The 19,134-nt window shown below is 49.4% G+C and carries 25 protein-coding genes; 19 read left to right on the forward strand and 6 right to left on the reverse strand.

Annotated features, from left to right (window positions below; all coding sequences use genetic code 11):
* Positions 1-302, reverse strand: a 302-nt coding sequence (locus LUCIF_RS08120) for a helix-turn-helix domain-containing protein (RefSeq protein WP_207857241.1), incomplete at its 3' end; no start/stop codon positions are given.
* 112 nt (positions 303-414) lie between these two features.
* On the opposite strand from LUCIF_RS08120, the gene LUCIF_RS08125 reads away from it, so the two are divergent.
* From LUCIF_RS08125 to LUCIF_RS08140, 4 genes are all read left to right on the forward strand, one after another.
* Positions 415-954, forward strand: a complete 540-nt coding sequence (locus tag LUCIF_RS08125) for a MerR family transcriptional regulator (protein ID WP_165865932.1) — start codon at positions 415-417, stop codon at positions 952-954.
* 65 nt (positions 955-1,019) lie between these two features.
* Positions 1,020-1,196 (forward strand): helix-turn-helix domain-containing protein, encoded by a 177-nt coding sequence (locus tag LUCIF_RS08130; RefSeq protein WP_122627380.1) that lies wholly within the window; start codon positions 1,020-1,022, stop codon positions 1,194-1,196.
* A 46-nt stretch (positions 1,197-1,242) separates the two neighbouring features.
* Positions 1,243-3,945 carry an AICE element replication initiation protein gene (locus LUCIF_RS08135; protein ID WP_122627381.1) on the forward strand — a complete coding sequence of 901 codons (2,703 nt, stop codon included), beginning with the start codon at positions 1,243-1,245 and terminating at the stop codon, positions 3,943-3,945.
* 39 nt (positions 3,946-3,984) lie between these two features.
* Positions 3,985-4,308, forward strand: coding sequence for a hypothetical protein (locus LUCIF_RS08140; protein ID WP_122627382.1), 324 nt, complete (start codon positions 3,985-3,987; stop codon positions 4,306-4,308).
* A gap of 921 nt (positions 4,309-5,229) precedes the next feature.
* Here LUCIF_RS08140 and arsA read toward each other — a convergent pair.
* The 4 genes from arsA to LUCIF_RS08160 form a co-directional block, all read right to left on the reverse strand.
* Positions 5,230-6,966, reverse strand: a complete 1,737-nt coding sequence (gene arsA / locus LUCIF_RS08145; protein WP_122627383.1) for an arsenical pump-driving ATPase — start codon at positions 6,964-6,966, stop codon at positions 5,230-5,232.
* 63 nt (positions 6,967-7,029) lie between these two features.
* Entirely contained in the window at positions 7,030-7,422 is a 393-nt protein-coding gene (gene arsD, locus LUCIF_RS08150) for an arsenite efflux transporter metallochaperone ArsD (RefSeq protein ID WP_122627384.1), read from the reverse strand.
* A gap of 94 nt (positions 7,423-7,516) precedes the next feature.
* Complete coding sequence (gene arsM / locus LUCIF_RS08155) at positions 7,517-8,749, reverse strand: arsenite methyltransferase (protein WP_122627385.1); 1,233 nt, start codon at positions 8,747-8,749, stop codon at positions 7,517-7,519.
* A 29-nt stretch (positions 8,750-8,778) separates the two neighbouring features.
* On the reverse strand, positions 8,779-9,222 hold the full coding sequence (locus tag LUCIF_RS08160) for a MarR family winged helix-turn-helix transcriptional regulator (protein ID WP_122627386.1): 444 nt from the start codon (positions 9,220-9,222) through the stop codon (positions 8,779-8,781).
* A gap of 83 nt (positions 9,223-9,305) precedes the next feature.
* On the opposite strand from LUCIF_RS08160, the gene LUCIF_RS08165 reads away from it, so the two are divergent.
* From LUCIF_RS08165 to arsB, 3 genes are all read left to right on the forward strand, one after another.
* Positions 9,306-9,638 (forward strand): hypothetical protein, encoded by a 333-nt coding sequence (locus LUCIF_RS08165; RefSeq protein ID WP_126720583.1) that lies wholly within the window; start codon positions 9,306-9,308, stop codon positions 9,636-9,638.
* Between the two features lie 109 nt (positions 9,639-9,747).
* Positions 9,748-10,110, forward strand: coding sequence for an ArsR/SmtB family transcription factor (locus tag LUCIF_RS08170; protein ID WP_122627388.1), 363 nt, complete (start codon positions 9,748-9,750; stop codon positions 10,108-10,110).
* Positions 10,111-10,279: 169 nt separating this feature from the next.
* The gene (arsB, locus tag LUCIF_RS08175; protein ID WP_122627389.1) at positions 10,280-11,341 is read left to right on the forward strand and encodes an ACR3 family arsenite efflux transporter; all 1,062 of its coding nucleotides are present in this window, start codon (positions 10,280-10,282) and stop codon (positions 11,339-11,341) included.
* A 108-nt stretch (positions 11,342-11,449) separates the two neighbouring features.
* Here arsB and LUCIF_RS25815 read toward each other — a convergent pair whose 3' ends face one another.
* Entirely contained in the window at positions 11,450-11,629 is a 180-nt protein-coding gene (locus tag LUCIF_RS25815; RefSeq protein ID WP_126720584.1) for a hypothetical protein, read from the reverse strand.
* Positions 11,630-11,685: 56 nt separating this feature from the next.
* Here LUCIF_RS25815 and LUCIF_RS08185 point away from each other — a divergent pair, with 56 nt between their 5' ends.
* The 12 genes from LUCIF_RS08185 to LUCIF_RS08240 all read left to right on the forward strand — a co-directional run bounded on the left by LUCIF_RS08185 (position 11,686) and on the right by LUCIF_RS08240 (position 19,134).
* Positions 11,686-11,922 (forward strand): hypothetical protein, encoded by a 237-nt coding sequence (locus LUCIF_RS08185; protein ID WP_122627391.1) that lies wholly within the window; start codon positions 11,686-11,688, stop codon positions 11,920-11,922.
* Between the two features lie 282 nt (positions 11,923-12,204).
* Complete coding sequence (locus LUCIF_RS08190; RefSeq protein WP_122627392.1) at positions 12,205-12,672, forward strand: arsenate reductase ArsC; 468 nt, start codon at positions 12,205-12,207, stop codon at positions 12,670-12,672.
* Positions 12,673-12,689: 17 nt separating this feature from the next.
* Positions 12,690-13,001: a thioredoxin family protein gene (locus LUCIF_RS08195; RefSeq protein WP_122627393.1), complete on the forward strand. Its 312-nt coding sequence runs from the start codon at positions 12,690-12,692 to the stop codon at positions 12,999-13,001.
* Between the two features lie 20 nt (positions 13,002-13,021).
* Positions 13,022-13,573, forward strand: coding sequence for a methyl-accepting chemotaxis protein (locus LUCIF_RS08200; protein ID WP_306438786.1), 552 nt, complete (start codon positions 13,022-13,024; stop codon positions 13,571-13,573).
* A gap of 119 nt (positions 13,574-13,692) precedes the next feature.
* Positions 13,693-14,403 (forward strand): metallophosphoesterase family protein, encoded by a 711-nt coding sequence (locus LUCIF_RS08205; RefSeq protein WP_122627395.1) that lies wholly within the window; start codon positions 13,693-13,695, stop codon positions 14,401-14,403.
* Between the two features lie 147 nt (positions 14,404-14,550).
* Positions 14,551-14,919: an RNA polymerase sigma factor gene (locus LUCIF_RS08210; protein ID WP_165865933.1), complete on the forward strand. Its 369-nt coding sequence runs from the start codon at positions 14,551-14,553 to the stop codon at positions 14,917-14,919.
* Positions 14,916-15,146 carry an RNA polymerase sigma factor gene (locus tag LUCIF_RS08215; RefSeq protein ID WP_165865934.1) on the forward strand — a complete coding sequence of 77 codons (231 nt, stop codon included), beginning with the start codon at positions 14,916-14,918 and terminating at the stop codon, positions 15,144-15,146. Before LUCIF_RS08210 ends, LUCIF_RS08215 begins: the two co-directional genes overlap by 4 nt.
* A gap of 184 nt (positions 15,147-15,330) precedes the next feature.
* Entirely contained in the window at positions 15,331-15,603 is a 273-nt protein-coding gene (locus LUCIF_RS08220; RefSeq protein WP_207857242.1) for a carboxymuconolactone decarboxylase family protein, read from the forward strand.
* 653 nt (positions 15,604-16,256) lie between these two features.
* Entirely contained in the window at positions 16,257-16,373 is a 117-nt protein-coding gene (locus LUCIF_RS27570) for a lipoate protein ligase C-terminal domain-containing protein (RefSeq protein ID WP_122627398.1), read from the forward strand.
* 121 nt (positions 16,374-16,494) lie between these two features.
* Positions 16,495-17,382 (forward strand): lipoyl synthase, encoded by an 888-nt coding sequence (gene lipA / locus LUCIF_RS08230; protein WP_122627399.1) that lies wholly within the window; start codon positions 16,495-16,497, stop codon positions 17,380-17,382.
* Between the two features lie 109 nt (positions 17,383-17,491).
* Entirely contained in the window at positions 17,492-18,889 is a 1,398-nt protein-coding gene (lpdA, locus tag LUCIF_RS08235) for a dihydrolipoyl dehydrogenase (RefSeq protein ID WP_122627400.1), read from the forward strand.
* Between the two features lie 20 nt (positions 18,890-18,909).
* Positions 18,910-19,134, forward strand: a complete 225-nt coding sequence (locus LUCIF_RS08240) for a hypothetical protein (RefSeq protein ID WP_122627401.1) — start codon at positions 18,910-18,912, stop codon at positions 19,132-19,134.

Genomic DNA, 19,134 nt, shown 5'->3' on the forward strand with positions numbered 1-19,134 from the left:
AGTAGTTCCTGAAAGTGTAGGAAGTTAGCATCCCGGTACAGCTCGGACTGTTTGAGAGAAATGATTTTAGCCGCGAGCTCGTCACCGAGTGCATGAGCAGGCTTGCAATTCGTGTTCTTGTGAATCAGAACCGCAGGCCCTTCCTGGATAAATCCTTTCTTTAATCTGATTACCTGGCGATTGCTTAAGCCTAGACTAGATGCAGCCTGTGCAAGGGTAAAATCTCCGTCAACAAGCTTTTGCAATATGGTGTACCTGTTTAGTTGTTTTTGGGACAATTGATAATGCACCTCGTTGTTCATAGTGACATTTTATCGCGATAATCTACAAGGTGACATTATCACAAGTTAAACACAATTTTATGGGGTAGACTATTGATAACAGGAAAGAATTTATGTATAATTTAAAAAAGAAATGATTGATTCCTTTTTAAAAGAAGAAGGTGGTAAAATGTCTCCGGATGAAATTACCGGCGAGCTTAAAAAATTGGGTGTAGTTATCTCGAATCGGACCCTTTTTAATTACGAAAGGTGGGGACTTATTCCTAGGGCAGAGCGTGGAGCGCAAAGAGGAGGGAAATGGACAGATTATCCGAGGCATACAATAGTGGAGGCATATGTCGCCTGGGCCTTTCTGCATGGTCAATATGGTGATGAGGGTTTAAGAAAAGTTATGGGCGGGAAGATTCCGAAGCTAAGCCCTAAAGCTGTATCTTCAATACGTGCTCATGCAATTACTTTATTTACTGCTATCAATGAAATCTGTTCAGGAGATAAAACTGATTCTAATAGATATGCAAATGATAGCGATTTCGTTAATAATTTTATGGGTGATAACAATTTAAAAAAGGCGGATGAAATGTCTCAAGATACCGAAGGATTTATAATGTTTGCGGTTAACATATGGAACCGTGAAATAGCTGAAGTAAGAAAAAAAGTAATGTCGCCAGTTTAAGCTGGCGAAAAAATTTAGTTTAAAACGGAAATTATAATTTCTTTTTTAATGGGAGAGAGGCTAACATGGCAAACACAAAAAAGCTTTATGATTTAAGTGAAGTATTAAGTATTATTCCTATGAGCAAGGCCGGTATTTATAAGGCCTGCTCAGAAGGTAAAATTCCGTCTGTAAAAGTCGGCCGCCGGGTATTTATTCCGTCCTGGTATATCGAAAAAATCCTAAATGAACCAGGCGCGTAAAAACAGAAAACCCGCCGATTAGCGGGTTAAAGCAGGTGAATCACATTTGACTCTATTTATTGTACCAGGAAAAGTGGAAATTGAACAATTAAAATCAATTCCCATAGTGGATATTTGGAACAAGTACGGTGGCGGGGACCTAAAGCGCAGAGGAAAAGAATGGGCCGGGCGTTGCACACGGCATGGAAATGACAGTAATCCAAGTCTAATGCTGAATCCAGAGAAAAATAACTTTTACTGTCATGGATGTAAAGAAGGCGGAGACGGGATAAAACTCGGATGTTGGCTGTTAAATTGTGATTTTAAAAAAACAATAACGCAGTTAACTGCCGATTTTAATATTACCTTACCGGCTAGTAAGACGGCAAAAAAGGAAATTGCCGCTACCTATGACTACCAGGATGCAGACGGTAACTTAATTTATCAGGCCGTTCGAATGATCCCCAAAGACTTTAGGCAGCGACAGCCCGATGGGAAAGGGGGGGGGATTTGGAACCTAATTGGTATTACTCGTCTCCCCTACAAATTGCCGGAACTATTGGCCGCGATCGGGCGGGAAGACATGATTTATATCGTTGAGGGAGAAAAAGACGCGAATAACTTGAACACTTTGGGTTTTGCAACAACCTGCAACAGTGAGGGTGCCGGCAAATGGACGGAAGCGCATTCGAAATATTTTCCGGCCGGAACGGAGGTAGCGATTCTGCCGGACCATGACAAGCCGGGCCGGCAACATGCTACCGCGGTAGCCAATCAATTAACCGCACAAGGGTGCCTGGTTAAAGTGGCTGAATTACCGGGTTTGGCTAAGCTTCGAACCAAGAAGGGGACCGGTTCGGAGAACGGCGCTGACATTTCAGATTGGCTGAAGGCGGGGCATGACAAAGACGAACTTGTCCAGTTGGTATCTAACACAGAGTATTGGGAGCCTGCCGAGGAAGAGGCCGAATTAGATCCGGAACAGGATTTAGGCGCTCTTTTAGATGGGTTAGAAACTTCGCCGGAAAAAGACCGGCTTAAATATTTTAAAAAGATGGTACTGCCTATGCTTGCGGATACAGACCCGGTGGAACGGGCGCAGGCCAGCAAACGGGTTGCAAAAGCCTTAGATGTATCCATGCAGGTCATTAATCAAGAAATACGTCAATGGACCGGTGAAAGCCGGGACGAAAAGAGTCAGGCGGACATTCTGACCGAGATTGCCTTATCTAATGTACTTTTCCATGATGATTTAAAGGAACCCTATACTTTAGTTGAGTTTGAGGACCATAACTGCATTATCAAAATTGGACAAGGCAAAGACTACGTCCGCTATATTGCCGGGGAGTATTACCGGCAAATCGGCAATTCGCCTTGTAATGAGGCAATCCGTCAGGCCGTCAATGTGGCTGAAGCCAAAGCCATTTTTGAGGGTCCGGAATATAAGCTGGAACTTAGGGTAACTAGTCATGACGGGGCCTTTTGGTACGACTTGGGTGACGAGCGGAACCGGGCTATTCAGATCACACCGGGCGGCTGGCAAGTAATTGACCGGCCACCAATCCTATTTCGGCGGCGTAATAACCAGGCGGCCCAGATTGAGCCGCAGCAAGGAGCGGGGAATGTTTGGCGGCTGGCCGATTTCGTCAACCTGGATGAAAGCAGCTTAAAGCTTTTGCTCGTTTATTTGGTAACTTCCTTAGTGCCGGGGATTCCTCACGTGATTCCCGTATTTCACGGCGAAAAGGGTGCGGCCAAAAGCACTACCATGCAATTTATACGGCGGATCCTAGACCCGGCGAAACGGGAACTGTTTGCCTTGCCCAGAGATCAAAACGAGCTGGCCCTTCACCTGTACGGTAATTATATGCCGTGCTATGACAATCTATCCGGCTTATCGCAAATGCAATCGGACATGCTCTGCGGCGCAGCCACGGGCGGCGGGATCAGCAAACGGACCTTATACTCGAATGATGAGGATACCATTTTGAAGTTCTTTTGCTGCCCGGTTCTAAACGGTATAAACGTAGTAGCGAATGCAACGGACTTATTAGACCGGTGCCTGATCTTTGAATTACAACGAATTGCCGAAGAGGACCGCCGGGAAGTTACAGCGGTGTTCCGGGAATTTGAAGCAGCACGCCCCATTATTTTTGCCGGCCTATTAGACACTTTGAGCGCGGCAATGCAATTATATCCAACCATTCAACTAAAACGCTTACCCCGTATGGCCGACTTTGCTAAATGGGGCTATGTCATTGCAGAGGTCCTAGGCATCGGGGGTGAAACCTTCATGAGCCTATACCGGCAGAACATGGACCGGATTAACGCGACAGCCATTGACGAAAATGTCGTAGCCAGCGCTATTGTCGCTCTCATGAGCGAACAGACGGAACTAGATTGCACCATGGCGGAACTGTTGGACAAGCTCAACGAAGTTGCGGAAGAAGTTAGGATTGATACGAAGTCCCGATATTGGCCCAAGCAGCCGAATGCTTTATCTAATCAGATTACGCAAATTAAATCCAATCTTTTAGATGTCGGGATTGAATGCAATAAATACCGGATGAGTGGCAACAAGGGAGGCATACGACGCGTCAACTTAGTAAAGATAGAAAATCCATCGTTACCATCGTCACGTCGTCACGAATACAGCAATGACGCGGGTTCTAGCAGTGACGATCCTTTCGAGGGTTTTACTAAGTACGAAAGTGACATGCCTGGTGCCAAGAAATTATTGAATTTTAGGGGGAGTAGGAGTGCAGATTGATGTCATAATAAGAGCCGTAAAAGAGGCCGGAGGAATTGGGTGAGGGGTGATAAACTGCAGCTTGAAGCCGCCCGGGGAGCTATTAACTTGGAAATCAAAGAGGCGATACGAATGTATAAAGCAGAGGTTATGCGCGCGTTATCACCGCCGGATTGGGAGGACTTTGTTTATGGTGCTGACAGGAAGCCGGTTCAATTTAGAATGAAGCATACCGACCTGATATATGAAGTTAGGCCAATGGATGAAGCTTGCCGGGAGGCTGGATACTGCCAGTATGGTTCGATGCCGGGCGGGTGGTGCGAGTATTATCCTGTGATGAAAACGGGGAGAAAACCGGATATTGTAGAAGTCGCAATCCGGTAAGTTAGGCGGGAATACCGAAATAAATGTGCCCTGAAAGTTTATCGATGGTTGAGAAGGGCCAGGTAAATTAGCTTGGCTGAATGGTAATGCAGTATAACTTTGTAAGGTACAGAGTACTTTTTCAGGAGTATACACTAGGAAAGAAACTAAGTACCAATCGGAGCATTCCATAGGCTAATTAGGTGCAGGGCTTGGATGAAGAGATTATAAAGAGGCAATTGCGAAATATATCAGAGAGTAATTGCAAGATGATATCGTTGCCGACCAGCTATATTTCAAAAAATTGATAGACCCGTTTACGGGTGAACCAGTAAAAAGTCACAAAATTAGCCCCCCTTAGGGCTGACTGAAGCGGTTATGCGATTGGTAGATTTTTCGGTGTCTTGAGACTCAGCCAGGAGCATGCACTTTCAAGGCTTAATCAAGCCCCCATTTTACGGGTAGTGCCGATACTTTGAAAAGAATACATTGTTGAATTTGTTGATATGTTTCCTCATATGCACCACATTGAGTCGGTAGTTTGGCTGCGAAGAAAACACAACCAATGAGGCCTTGCAGAGTAAGGTTTTAAGGCATGTTGGAAGTAATTGTATATGTTTCCCAAGACATAGTTAGAAAACAAAATAAGGAGTATACACGATATCGACGCGGTAGTCCCCGTATATGGTAGAGAGAGTATTAACGCTATTTAGGCGTGGTTAGTAGTACCGGACTATGCCTGTTCAAGAAACTCCCGGCAAATTTCGTCAGATACTTAATTTGTCGGATGGATACAAGCAGTACTCCAGACAGTTTAAACAAAAAACGACGAGGCCGTCCGCGCCTAAGTACGAGGACAGCGAAAGCCGGGAAGGTTATCCCGGCTTTCGCTGTGTGGTTGGCTGCTGGCTGTGGAGATGATCAGGCTGTTTGCCGGCCGATTTATAAGGTCAGCAGCAGCTCATCCTTAATGTCGGCGGCGCTCCAGGCGATAACGGAAAAGTAGCCCTTGGCATGCTGATCGACCTTGTTAATCCATTCAATTTCATGGCTGGCCTTGGCTGCCAACAGGCGGTTGGTGGTGCCGGTGCGGTACAGGGAGGCATTGATAACCCACCATTTGGCGGCAATGCCCGCCCGCACTAAATCTTCTTCCAGGCGCAGCGCTTCATAGACCGGCGTGGCTTCCGCCAGGGTAATGATAATGACCTCGGTTTCGGCGGCATTGCGCAACCGGGGCAGTAACTTTTTTACCTCTTCGGGGACATCACCGTGGGTACGCTCAATTTCCTTGTGATAGCTCTGGGTGGAATCCAAGAGCAGCAGGGTGTGTCCGGTTGGGGCGGTATCGATGACCACGACTTCATCTTCCGCCTTTTCTACAATCTGGGCAAACGCCCGGAATACGGCAATCTCCTGGGTGCAGGGGGAGCGCAAATCTTCCTCCATATAGGCAACGTCTTCCTCGGACATGGTTTCACGGGCTTTGGCCAGGACCTCATCCTGGTACTTTTTGAGTTCGGCCTGTTCATCAATGCGGCTGGTAGTGATGTTTGCGGCTTTGCTGATGACGAATTGCAGATGGGCAGCCGGGTCAGTGGTAGTCAGGTGCACCTTTTTGCCTCTGGCAGCCAATCCTAAAGCAATAGCCGCCGCAATGGTGGTTTTGCCGACGCCGCCTTTGCCCATAGTAAAGATGACCTTTTTGTTGGAGCGGTAGAGGTCGTCGATGACGTCGCTGAGTTTCGGAATGGTCTGGGCCTGGATTTGTTCATCGCGAAGAGTGGCATGGTCCTGCGTAAGAAAGGCCCGGACATTGTCGATGCCGGTGATGTTGTAGGCCCGGAGCGGAATCTGATAGGTGGTCAAGCCCGCTAACGCCGGCGGCATAGCGGCCAGCGCCTGTTGTTGCTTGTGGAACAGGCTTTCAGAAATGCTGTCGTCATAGGCGGCCAGTACGCCGTTGATGACCAGGGTCTGGTTGGTAACGCCGAGATCGGCCAGCTCCTGCGCGGCCCGCGCCGCTTCCTTAAGCGGTGCCGCTTCGGGCCGGGACACCAGGATGAGGGTGGTCTGGTGGCCATCGGCCAGTGTTTCTACCGCCTGCTTATACATGGCCTTTTTACTTTCCAGGCCGGCAAGCTGGCCTAGGCAGGACGCGCCGTGGGTGCTTTCGCTGATGAAATTGCTCCAGGCCGAGGGGAGTTGCAGCATGCGCAGGGTATGTCCGGTCGGCGCGGTGTCAAACAGGATGTGGTCGTATTGCTGCTGCAAGGTTTCATCGGTGATGAAGCGGGAAAATTCATTGAAGGCGGCAATTTCCACCGTGCAGGAGCCGGAAAGCTGCTCGGCCATATGCTGTAGCACGGCGGCGGGCAGTTTGCCCTGATAAGGGGCCAGGACGCTCTCCCGGTATTCGACGGCCGCCCGGATGGGGTCCAGGTTGACCACGACCAGGCCGGGCACTGCCGGGATAGGCACGCCCTGGCCGGTCAGTTCGGTATTAAATACGTCCTGCAGGTTGGAGGCGGGGTCGGTGCTAATGAGCAGCACCTGTTTGCCGCTGTCGGCCAAAGTGACGGCGGTGGCGCAGGCCGTTGAAGTCTTGCCGACGCCGCCTTTGCCGGTATAGAACAGATACTTGGTCAGCGGGATTTTTTGAGGATTAAACAGTTCCATTGGTCTTTACCTCCGTTGGCTTCACAAGGTGTACCGCGTTGATTCGCGGCAGGTGGTGCGGGGTCAGCAGCATTTGCCGCCGGAGCAGCCGCAGCCGCCTTCGTTTTCCGGTTTGTCTTTCGGTGTGCAGGATGTTTCTCCCAGTAGATTTGCTGGAATTTGGAGAAGTTTGATAAAGTCCTCATTGGTCGGATAGCGGCCGGTGATCACAATTTCGCCGTCGACAACGGTGACGGGCAGTTGCTCGACACCTTGGGTGTTAATAAACTGATTGACGGCCTGATTATTGACAAATTCCATGGGGGCGTCGGTCAGATTAAAGCGGTCGATTGCGATACCATTTTTCTTTAAGGAATTGAGCACGGCGGAAATCCGAAGCAGTTCGGGGTCCACGCTGACACCACATAAGCCGGTGGGGCAGCACATGGCCGGTTCAAAGATTTGCATTTTTTTCATATACCCATCGCTCCATTTCGTTGATTATTTTTTATTTAACAAACAAGTGGGTAACCGTAGGAAAAAGCGCCTATTTCCTTTTAGTATAGCCGCATTATAGAACCTTTTGCAGGCAGGCGCTGCTGGCCGGGCAGGTTGTGGCCAGCGCCGAGGCTGTTAGCAGGCTGGCCGGAATGTCGCTGCGGCTGATGGGGGTAAAACCCCAGCGGGCGACAAATTGTTCGGCGGTGTTGGTCAAGAGATAGGCGGTGATGGCTCCGACCTGGCAGGCCTGGTCAAGCGCCTGGTTAAACAATGCGCTGCCCAGGCCCCGTTTGCGCTGGTCGCCGGCAACCGCCAGCGAGCGCAACAGGGCGGCCCTGCCGGCCAGTTCCAGACCAATGACGCCGATGACGCCGCCCGCATCGGCCACAACGAAGGTAGACAAGTGATCGGCCACACCGGCAGTGGGGAGGCCATTCGCGACTAACAGATTTTCGATGGCAGACAGATCGGCCGGTTTGGCCGCGCGCAAGATATAGTCGGTGCCGGGGGTTAGCAGGGCGGCCGGTTTCTTGGCCCGGATAAAGGCGCTGATGAGCGCTCCGTTTAAGGCTTGCCGCTCTGCCGCTGTAAGATCGGGCAGGAACTGGGCTCCCCGTTCATCGGTAAAATCATAGGTGCGGGTGGTGACTATCTCCAGATCGGTAAAGCCGGCGGCAGTTAGTTTGTGGCGATAGTCTTCCGCTTCCAGCGCCCCGGCGACGCAGCCCGACCAGGCGGCTAGATTTTGCTGGATGCTGAGCGGCAGCGGCCGCACCAGCACGATGTCGGATACCGCCAGCCGGCCGCCCGGTTTCAGCACCCGGCAGGCTTCACTGAGTACCTGGTCTTTGTCGCCGGAGAGATTGATGACGCAGTTGGAGACAATGACATCAACGGCATTGTCCGGCAGGGGAATGGCTTCAATATGGCCTTTGATAAATTCGGCGTTGGTTATACCGGCCCGACTTTGATTGTCCCTGGCCGCCGCCAGCATTTCGTCGGTCATGTCGAGGCCGTAGGCTTTGCCGGAGGGGCCGACCCGTTTGGCGGAGAGCAGCACATCCAGGCCCGCGCCGCTGCCTAGGTCGAGCACCGTTTCCCCGGCGTGGAGTGTCGCCAGCGCGGTAGGGTTGCCGCAGCCGAAGGAGGACGCCACCAAGTCCTCGGGCAGTCCGTCCAGTTCGCCGGTTTGGTAGAGGTTGCCGGTCACCGGATTGCAGCATCGGTCACCGCCGCAGCAGCCTTGAGCCTTAGTAATGGCAACCGCGTATTTTTTCCGTACTTGCTCACGAATTTTTTCCATCGATTTGCCTCCTTATGTTATTTCTCTGGTTAGCACCAACGGCCGTCGGGAATGGCCGCCAGCAGAAGCTCCAGACTTTCCAGGACCTGGCTGCGTTTGTCAGCCGGCAAGGCGTGAAAGAGCGTTTCGTAGAACTGGGTCATGCTGGCCTCAATTTGTTGGAACAACTGCTGGCCCTGGTCGGTCAGCGCAATGGTGACGGTCCGGCGGTTGTCCGGGTCGGTTGTGCGGCTGACCAGTCCGCTATTTACCAGGATTTCAATATTGCGGCTCATGGTGCTTTTGTCTACACCCAAGCGGTCGGACAGAGTATTGAGCGACGCCGTACCGGTCCAGCCGATTTCCGTTAGGAGGTGGCACTGGGTGAGGGTAATGCCGCAGCAGCTTGCTTCGCCCTTGGTCATAAGCTCCATCTTGCGGGCTAAGAGCCGCATATCGTGGCGCAGGGTTTGAATGTGTGTCGTGTCGTTCATAATGAGTTCACCTCCTCGCTTATATTGTGTGATGCAATGGTTGTATTATGCAATATAAAAATTTTGTCCGGGAGAAAATTTTTTTGCGTAGCGATAACGGAGCGGGGACGCGCCGTTGGAAATGTCGGGCGATCATTGCCCCGGCACGGCAGGCAAGAACGGCGGCCGGGGCGGAGGATGAGGGGCAGACCGTTATCAGCCGAGGCAGTCTCTCAAGGAGGAGAGGCTGTGCCGTCCATCTGCTAGTTGCCGGCCCGGCAACTAGCAGATGGACGGCCATCGGGAGCGGTGTTGACGTACCTGTAGCGGATCCACGGCGATTACTGGTCACGGGTTGCCGTCCTCAATTGGCGGGTGTGACTGAGGAGTGGATGGGAGCCATACCCACCTATTTTTTTATGACAAAATTCTTGTAATAAAAGGGCCGAAAAAAGTGGAAGGCGTTGCTTGACATATATGAGTAAATTTGCATATAATCATGTTATAAGATCAGGGACGCAATCAAAAGTGTGTGAGGTGACCGCAATGTTTGTAGTTGAAATCGTGAAGGCTTTAGGTGATGTGACCCGGCTGCGAATTTTGAACCTGCTCAAGCAGGAAACGCTGTGCGTCTGTGATTTGGAAGAGGTGTTGAAAATCAGCCAGTCCAATGCCTCGCGGCATCTGGCCAAACTTCGCTATGCCGGCCTGATTACCGGGGAAAAACGGGCCCAGTGGGTGTATTACCGGGTGGATGAAGCCAGCATGGAGCGGTATCCCTTTGTGCGGGAACTCTTAACCGGGGAACTGGCGAAAGAACCGGCCTGCCAAAAGGATGAGGCCCGGCTGAAAAAATACCGGGATTTGGGCGGCAGTTGCGAGCGGACGGTGCGCATTCCGGACGAGTAAAAATTTTTAAGGTGTATATGATTAAATTGGAATGTGAGCATATAATGAAAAGGGGTTATGACCCAGGGAGGGGGGACCATGACATAGGAACAGGCGGCGAAGCGAGCACTGTTGCTGCTTTCCATTTTATCGGTTTGATCAAAATATTCGACATTTAGGAGGAGTTTGTATGGCGGCGGAAAAGCGCCTGGATTTTTTTGAACGGTATTTAAGTGTATGGGTGGCCTTATGCATTGTCATTGGTATCGGCTTTGGCAAACTATTCCCTGGTGTGGTTGAGGTATTGAGCAAGCTGGAGGTCAGCCATGTCAATCTGCCCATTGCCGTACTAGTATGGCTGATGATTTACCCGATGATGCTGAAAATTGATTTTTCCGCGATTGCAAAAGTCGGCGACAAGCCCAAGGGGCTCTTAATCACCTTGTTCGTCAATTGGGTAGTAAAGCCGTTTAGTATGGCGTTTCTTGGCTGGCTGTTCTTTAAGCAAGTTTTTATCGGCCTGATTGGGGCCGATATGGCCAATCAATATATGGCCGGCGTTATTATTCTGGCGGCTGCCCCCTGCACGGCCATGGTGTTTGTGTGGAGCTATTTGACCGACGGCGACCCGGCTTACACACTGGTACAGGTGGCTATTAATGATCTAATTATGCTGGTGCTGTTTGCGCCTATTGTCATGTTTTTGCTGGGAGTTTCCAATATCGTTGTGCCCAAAGACGTGCTGTTCATGTCGGTACTCTTATATATTGTCATTCCGCTGGCAGCGGGTTATCTGACCCGGCGGGGGCTCATTTCCTCCCATGGCGAGGAGTGGTTCAACACCAAATTCCTGGCCCCGTTAAAGCCGGTAACCATTATCGCCCTGTTGGCGACACTCATCATTATCTTTGCCTTCCAGGGGGAAGTGATTACGAGTAACTGGTTCAGCATTGTACTCATTGCCATTCCCATCCTGATTCAGGTCTACTTTAATTCGACGCTGGCCTATAGTCTGGCCAAGTATTTCAAAGTTCCCCACAATATTGCCGCGCCGGGGGCGCTGATCGGCGCCAGCAACTTTTTTGAGTTGGCGGTAGCGGTGGCGATATCTCTGTTCGGCCTGCAGTCCGGGGCGACGCTGGCCACGGTGGTGGGCGTCCTGGTGGAGGTGCCGGTTATGTTGTCGGTATGCAGCTTCTGCAACCGGACCAGGCACTGGTTTTCAGACCAGAAAGTGAAGGAGAACGGCTAAAGCAGAGCGGTAAACAGGCAGGGAGTGGAGCAGTATGGCAGATGCGGGGTAACACGTTGGCATGTTTCTTTTGTCCTGGTTATTCTGGTTTTCCGGTTATGTATCTGTTTAGTACTTCTTTTCAAAGAAATAGAGAACCGTGATGGCAATCAGGAAAAAATAGTGGCCGCTGGGAAAGGCGCGTTGTTTTGCGCTGCGGCAGCGGCCGCTATCCGGTTGATACTCCGGGTTATACACCAGCCTGTGTAGGACTCTGGCCGCAGTAACGGGTTCATCTTTTGCGTGCACATCGATACCCCAAAGCCTTACGGGAAGTTTGGCAATGCTAGGAGGGAATCGTTTCCATGAATGAAATGGATGAGTTTTTTGTATACTTGCAGACCGGTATTGCGAATTTGTATCATTATGCGAGTCGGGCCGAAGAACTCTGTACTGATGAACAGGCAAATTTCCATGAACGTATAGTGAGGAATGACGCTTGGCGGAAACTGGAGAATGCGATTGAGGATTTGGAAAACCTGGCCCATAAGATGATGAGTCACAGGGTGGCCGGGAGCGACACTGGCCACAGTGGTAGGTGATCTGCATTCGATTTATCTATGTCAAGAATAAACAAGCGCTTGGTCCGGTTGCCAAAGCTACACACCGGCAATCCAGCCAGTACCTCACCCAGGATTAGGGAGAGAATTGTCATTGCGGTTTGTTCCAAGTGGTGTCGTCACAGTGAGTGGATTAAAAAGAAGATGGATGCTGTTGTTTACAAAAATTTAATTACATGATAACATCCGCTGGCTATATTTGGCCTACAATTATATTAGGAAAATTATAAGTGTATGGAATTCATGAAAAGGGAGATGGGGTATATGCGCAAAGACAAATTATTGATTCTTTGTACCCAGAACAGCGCCCGCAGCCAAATGGCCGAAGCCTTTTTTGAAAAATATGGTGGCGATATTCTGGAAGCGTACAGTGCCGGGTTGGAACCTACGGCAGTCAATCCGTATGCTGTCCGGGTGATGCAGGAAGTCGGCATCAATCTGAGTGGCAAGCGGTCGAAAAGTTTCCGCGAATTCTTGGGCCGTATGCAGTTCGGCTATGTGATCGGTGTTTGTAAAAAAGTAGAGAAGCAGTGCCCTTCGATTTTCCCTGGGGGACGCAATTGCTTGTCGTGGCCCTTTGAAGATCCGGCAGCCTATGAGGGTACGGATGAAGAAAAGCTGGCGAAATTCAGGGAAGTTAGAGATCAAATTGACGAAAAGGTGCGGATGTGGGTGGATGATTTCCGCCACGGCCGGGTCGATTGTCAGCTTTGCCGCGAACGTAAAGAATAATTATTTGGAGGATCGTTATGGCAGTGTCAGAACTTACGCAAGAGAATTTTTCCGAAGAAATAGCAAAATCCGGCGTGGCGGTTATTGAATTTTATTCCGAAACCTGCAGTGTCTGCAAACTGCTGTTGCCGGTGTTAGAAGAGCTGGCTGGCAAACACCGGCAAGTGCGGTTTTATAAAATCAATGCTCAGCAGGCGCGGCAATTGTGTCTCACGTACCGGGTATTGAGTTTGCCGACGACGTTGTTCTTAAAGAGTGGCAATCTTGTTGAAAAGGCTACCGGATTTAAAAATGTGACAGAGATGGACGCCCTGATTAGCAAGGCATAATTGACATGCGGAGGGGAGGGATGGAAACCATGGAGGCAGAACCGTCCGGCGATTTATTACATTTGCTCAAAAGTAATGTGGAATCTACCTTGAATTGCTGTATGGATATGGGAACCAACGCGCATGAAACCGAGCTGAAAGCTGCGGAAGGATTGAAAGTGGTTACCGGGTTATCCGACAGCACCAAGCAGTATCAGGAAAGCTTTCATGAGGTTAGCACACTGGTGGGCGTGCTGCAGCAAACGACGCTTCATATCGGCAAAGTGACAAAAACCATCAGTTATATTGCTCAGCAGACCAATTTACTGTCGCTCAATGCCGCGATTGAAGCAGCCAGAGCCGGGGAGGCAGGTCGTGGGTTTGGGGTAGTAGCGCAGGAAATTCGTAAGCTGGCGGAAGGTGTGGCGTCATCTTCGAAAAATATTACCGAAACCATCCAGCAGGTCATGAAAGACTCGGCGGTCATTCAAGAAAAAATGGAAGTTTTAAATCAGCAATTTGATCAACAGTCCCGGGAAGTGGATTTGACCGGTGAGGCATTCCAAAGATTCTGGACGGTATCCAGATATTAAGCAATAATATTGAAAATGTCAGCGGTTCGATCATGGATATTGAAATTATCGTTAATCAAAATATGGATAAATCGGCGTAGTCAATGCAGAACGACTTGCTATAAGGGAGGATATAACAGATGAAATTTGCGGCAATTGGCGACATTCACAGTAATGTGGAAGCTTTACAGGCCGTGTTACAGGATATTGACAGCAGACAGGTGGATTTTATTGTGTCTACCGGTGATCTGGTTGGGTATTTTCCGTACCCGAATGAAGTCATCGACCTTCTGCGAAAGCGGCATATCTTATCCATTCAGGGTAACTATGATTATGCTATCGGTAACAATGAGGCCGTATGCGGCTGTGATTATACTGATGACAAGCAGTTGGAACTGGCAGGGTTATCTATGCTGTATACCAATAGCGTCATTACTGAGGAAAACCGGCAGTACCTGAAAAATCTGCCCCAGTTCGTCACGCTGACAATAGACGGGATGAGGGCGCTGGTGGTGCATGGCAGCCCCCGGCAGACGAATGAATATCTGCTTGAAGATTCTCCCGCAACAGCAGAAGTAGCAGCGCAGCTGAACGAAAATATTCTGATTTGCGGGCATACCCATAAACCCTATTATAAGACCGTGCAGGGCAAGCATATGATCAATGCTGGTTCTGCCGGCAAACCGAAGCACGGCAACCCCAACGCGACATACGTGATCGTTACCGTTCAGGACAAGCAGGTACAGGTCGATATTGTGGAAGTGCCCTACGATTATGAAAAAGTGGCTCAAGCCGTGGAGGTTGATGAATTGCTGCCCAATGAATTTGCCGGCCTTTTGCGTAACGGGTAAGCGATAAAGCGCATGCAGTGCTCCACTGGTCACTATAGCGTGATGAACTGCCGATGGACTGATTCCGCAGAGAAGAAACGGGCTTCGGGTGGATACTTTTGTTTGCGCTCAAGGCTGGGGGCGCGATGCTTACCGGGAGGAATCAATATGGCCGATGATAAAATGGAATTTGAGCAAATGTATACATCCTTCCGGCCAACGATCTATCGTTATCTGACACGGTTGGTCGGCATGCAGGAGGCGGAAGACCTGACCCAGGAAGTTTTTATCAAGGTTGAGAAAGCGCTACCGACCTTTCGCCAGGAGGCTCAGCTGTCTACCTGGCTGTATCGCATTGCGACCCATGTAGCGATTGACCGGATGCGCCAGCCGTCTTTCCGGCGGGAACTGACCAGCGAGCAGGCAGCCGGCACGGCGGCGGAACCGACTGGGACAAAGGCCGGTGTAGCGGCTGACACCTGTTCATTGGAGGAACAGGTCGGGCACCGGGAGACCAGCACGGTATCCGCGCGGTGATCGACACGCTGCCGGAAACGTACCGGCTGGCCGTAATACTCAGTGATTTGGAAGGACTGAAAAATAAAGAAATTGCCGCCATCCTGGATATCAGCCTGGATGTGGTGAAGGTGCGGCTGCATCGTGGGCGGGCGCAGTTGAAAAAGGAACTCCTGCAGTATTGTCATTTTTACTGGGATGAGCGCAACGAACTGACCTGTGACCCCAAAGGCCCGCTGAAAAAATAAATAGATTGGCGGGCAATGGCTTGTATTGCAAAAACACATAATAGTACGGAAAGACCGTTGCGCCGAAAATGGCTGTAACGGTCTTTTTTTACGGTTTCGCTCTGCTTTAAGAAGATAAAATCTTTTTGGTGTATCCTTTTTGTGCTCACCTCCGTCTATAGATATAGAGAGGAGGTGAGGCAGGATGAGTCTGGACAATCGGATGACAGAACTTATTGCCATTGGGGTGTCCGTCGGTGCAAATTGTCAACCTTGTTTAGAGTATCATGTGGCCAAAGCCAGGGAAATTGGGATTAGCGAGCAAGAAATTCAGGAGGCCATTCACGTAGGCCAAACAGTAAGAAAAGGCGCGGCATATAAAATGGACCAACATATTATGGCCTTGCGGGAGAAACCTTCTGCCGGCCCGCAACCAGCAGGCGGTGGCTGCGCGTGTGGTTGTGGCGATTCCTGTTAATGTTTTTAGCTTAGCAGAAAGTGAATTGAGTACTATTGGGGGCTATTCCGGGTTTTTCGTGATTTATGTTTACCATCCGATATTGATATTGTTTTTCCTAAATATGATGTTTCTACTTTGCTGGTTTAAACACCAGAAGGTGTTTATCCTTACTTTATTACATTACAGGCTATACCTTGTGGTCAGAGGACCACAGGGTATTTTTCTTTTACTGTCCGGCTATTCAAGGAAAAGACAAGCGAGTGCTTAGTAAACAGAATTACATTTTCAAGGACTAAATTTCAATATGAGTCGGAACTAAGATTGCTAATATGTAGCATCGCTACCCTCTCGCCCAAGAAAATCGTAAAAAATTAATCAGGTAGGTTGACAAGTAAAGAAATTAGGAATATATTAGTATTAACATATTACAAATTTATAAAGTGATTATATTATGATCGAATTATATATTTAAGATGAGTAAAAATAGTGTAAATCTATGATTTTGCGCGAGCCATTTGGGGAGGAAGCCCACCGATAATTGTTCAATAAATTTGCCCTCTTAAGGCTTCTTAAAATAAAATAGAAGCCTATTTATCCGGTCGAAAGGCCGGATTTTTTTAAGTCCTGAGTGTAGCAGGAAAAATTCGTAAGGAGGCCCGTTATGATTTTTATTGTTCCGAGATTTTGCGGGAGGGATTGTACAGGCTTATTTGAAAATTGATAAAGGGAAAATCCAAGATATAAAAATATATGGTGATTTTTTCCTGAAAAGGGGGTATCACCGGTAGAAGATGCCCTGAAAGGATTAAATTACGATTATGCCGTTTTATATACGGCATTGCAAGACTTTATTATGGATGAGCATATTAAAAACGTCACTTTGGAAAATATGCGGAGGTATTAATTTAAATGGAGGGGAAAGTTTTGACATATATAAAAAAGCCAGACTGGTTAAAGAAGGATTTGAAGAGAGCCGCGGTTTCAGGCCCTGTGAACGCTGTATTGGCGGGATACTCGCTGAATACGGTTTGCAATGAAGCAGGCTGTCCCAACAAAGGGGAATGTTTTAGCCGAGGAACGGCTACATTTCTGATTATGGGTAAAAACTGCACGCGAAATTGCCGCTTTTGCAAGATCACTAAAGCGGCACCGGAAGAGTTAAATCCAAGGGAACCTTTAAATATTGCCAAGGCTATCCAGGAGATGAATTTAAAACATACCGTGATTACCTCGGTAACCAGAGATGATCTTCCCGATGGCGGAGCGGGGCATTTTGCGAATACCATATTTGAGATCAGGAAGCTTTGCCCGGACGTTACGATTGAAGTGCTGATTCCTGATTTTAAGGGGGACTATGAGGCGTTAAAAAAGGTCGTGGACGCTAACCCCGACATTATAAATCACAATGTGGAGACAGTGCCCGGACTTTATAACGCGGTGCGGCCCACGGCTGTATTTGAGCGTTCCCTGGAATTGTTACGAAGAGTTAAAGAAATAAACGGCAACTTATTTACAAAATCCGGGTTCATGGTTGGTCTTGGTGAGAAGGAGGAAGAAGTGATTGCGCTGTTATATGCTTTACGGGGCGTTGGCTGTGACATCGTCACCATCGGACAGTATCTGCAGCCCTCCAGGGAACATTATGAGGTAGTAGCATATATACATCCCGATCAATTTCAAAAATATGAGGAATTTGCCCAAAAGATAGGCTTTCAATACGTAGCAAGCGGGCCACTGGTTAGAAGCTCTTATCATGCCGAGGATGGGTTTAGCTATTTGAAAAAAGTAAAAATTTAATCCGGTGAATTGACAACCAGCGTATTCTGGAATATGATGATATTAAATATATTAGAATTTTATAAAATGTTTATATGATAATTAAACTGTATTTTCGAGGTGAGTAAAAATGGCGCAGGAGTATGAGGTGACGCTGGCCATTTTGGGTGGCGGGCCGGCCGGTTACCTGGCGGCCGTGCGGGCGAAGCAACTGGGAGCGAGTGTCGCCATTATCGAACGGGAAGAGTTCGGCGGTGTCTGTTTAAATCACGGCTGTATTCCCACTAAAGCGTTATTACGGACGACTGAGCTAGCCAGTGTTTGCTGCCGGGGGCAGGAATTCGGTGTCCTAGGACAGCCAGCCACCGTGTCCTGGCCGGCGGGTCACCGGCGGAAGGAGCGGGTGGTCAGGAGCTTGCGGCTGGGCGTGGAACATCTGTTAAAGCACGAGCAAATTCATATTATCCGGGGGCAGGGCAGTATTGTAGATCCACAGCGCATAACGGTTGAGACGGATAACGGCACGGTGACCGTACACTGTCAAAAAATGCTGGTGGCTACCGGGTCCAAGCCGGTGCGGCCCCCAGTTGCCGGTATTCAATTGCCAAGGGTACTTACCAGCGATGAACTGCTGGCACTGGAGGAAATACCGAAGCGACTGGCAATTATCGGCGGCGGGGTAATCGGGTTAGAATTTGCCCAGATGTTTAACAGACTGGGCAGCAAGGTATCCATTATCGAAATGGCTGGGCAGGTGTTGCCGAAGGAAGACAGCGAAATGGCCGGAGAAGTGCTTAAAATTTTAAAACGGCAAGGCATCCAAGTGTATCTGTCCGGTACGGTCACTGAAATTGCTGCCGTCCAGGCGGGAGTAGCAGTCAAATTTCAGTTTCAAGACAAAATTACCTTGACGGAAGCTGACTATGTGTTGCTGGCGACCGGACGAAAACCGGTGGTGCCGCCAGAACTGGCTTCTCTTGGTGCGGCTATTAGTGCGCAAGGTGCATTGATTGTGAATGAACGAATGGAGACTACTATTCCAGGCATTTACGCGGCGGGTGATGTGACTGGCGGCAAGCTGCTGGCGCACAAAGCCTATATGGAAGGCCGCATAGCGGTTGAAAATGCTTTGGGCTTTCCCCGAATTATGAATGAACAGGCAGTTCCCTCCTGTGTTTATATTCAGCCGGAGCTGGCCACCGTCGGGATTAATGAAAGCGAAGCGGCTGTCCAGGGGCGCGAGGTAAGAATAGGACGGTTCTATTTCCGCAACAATGGCCGGGCCTTATGCCTGGGGGAGCGGGAAGGGCTGGTGAAGGTAGTGACCGATAGCAGGACCCACGTTGTCTTAGGCGGGCAGATCGTAGGACCGCAAGCGACCGAGTTGATATCCGAGCTGACCACAGCGGTGTCGCTGGGTCTTAAAGCCGATGTGCTGGCCGATCTTGTACACCCACACCCAACGCTTAGCGAGGCGGTGATGGAAGCTTGCGCCGACGCCGTCGGCCGAGCTATCCATAAAGGATAACAGAAAGTGGAGGTGGGAAGATGTCGGTCAAGTGTTTTTTATGTGGCATTGCTTCGAAAAGAGATAACAGGCTGTGGTGTGAGAAGTATCAGGTGGTTGTAACAGAGGATGACCCGAATAATAAAAACGACTGCCATTATTTTATGGAGGTTGTGATAGAAGACGGTGAGCCACTAAGCGCCCGCCAGCATCTGATGTTAAAAGAAAACGAACTGGCATCGCGCAAGATGCGCGGTACAGTTTAA

It is taken from the genome of Allolucifera butyrica (genome assembly GCF_900476375.1).
GTDB lineage: Bacteria > Bacillota > Negativicutes > Sporomusales > UPPP01 > Lucifera > Lucifera butyrica.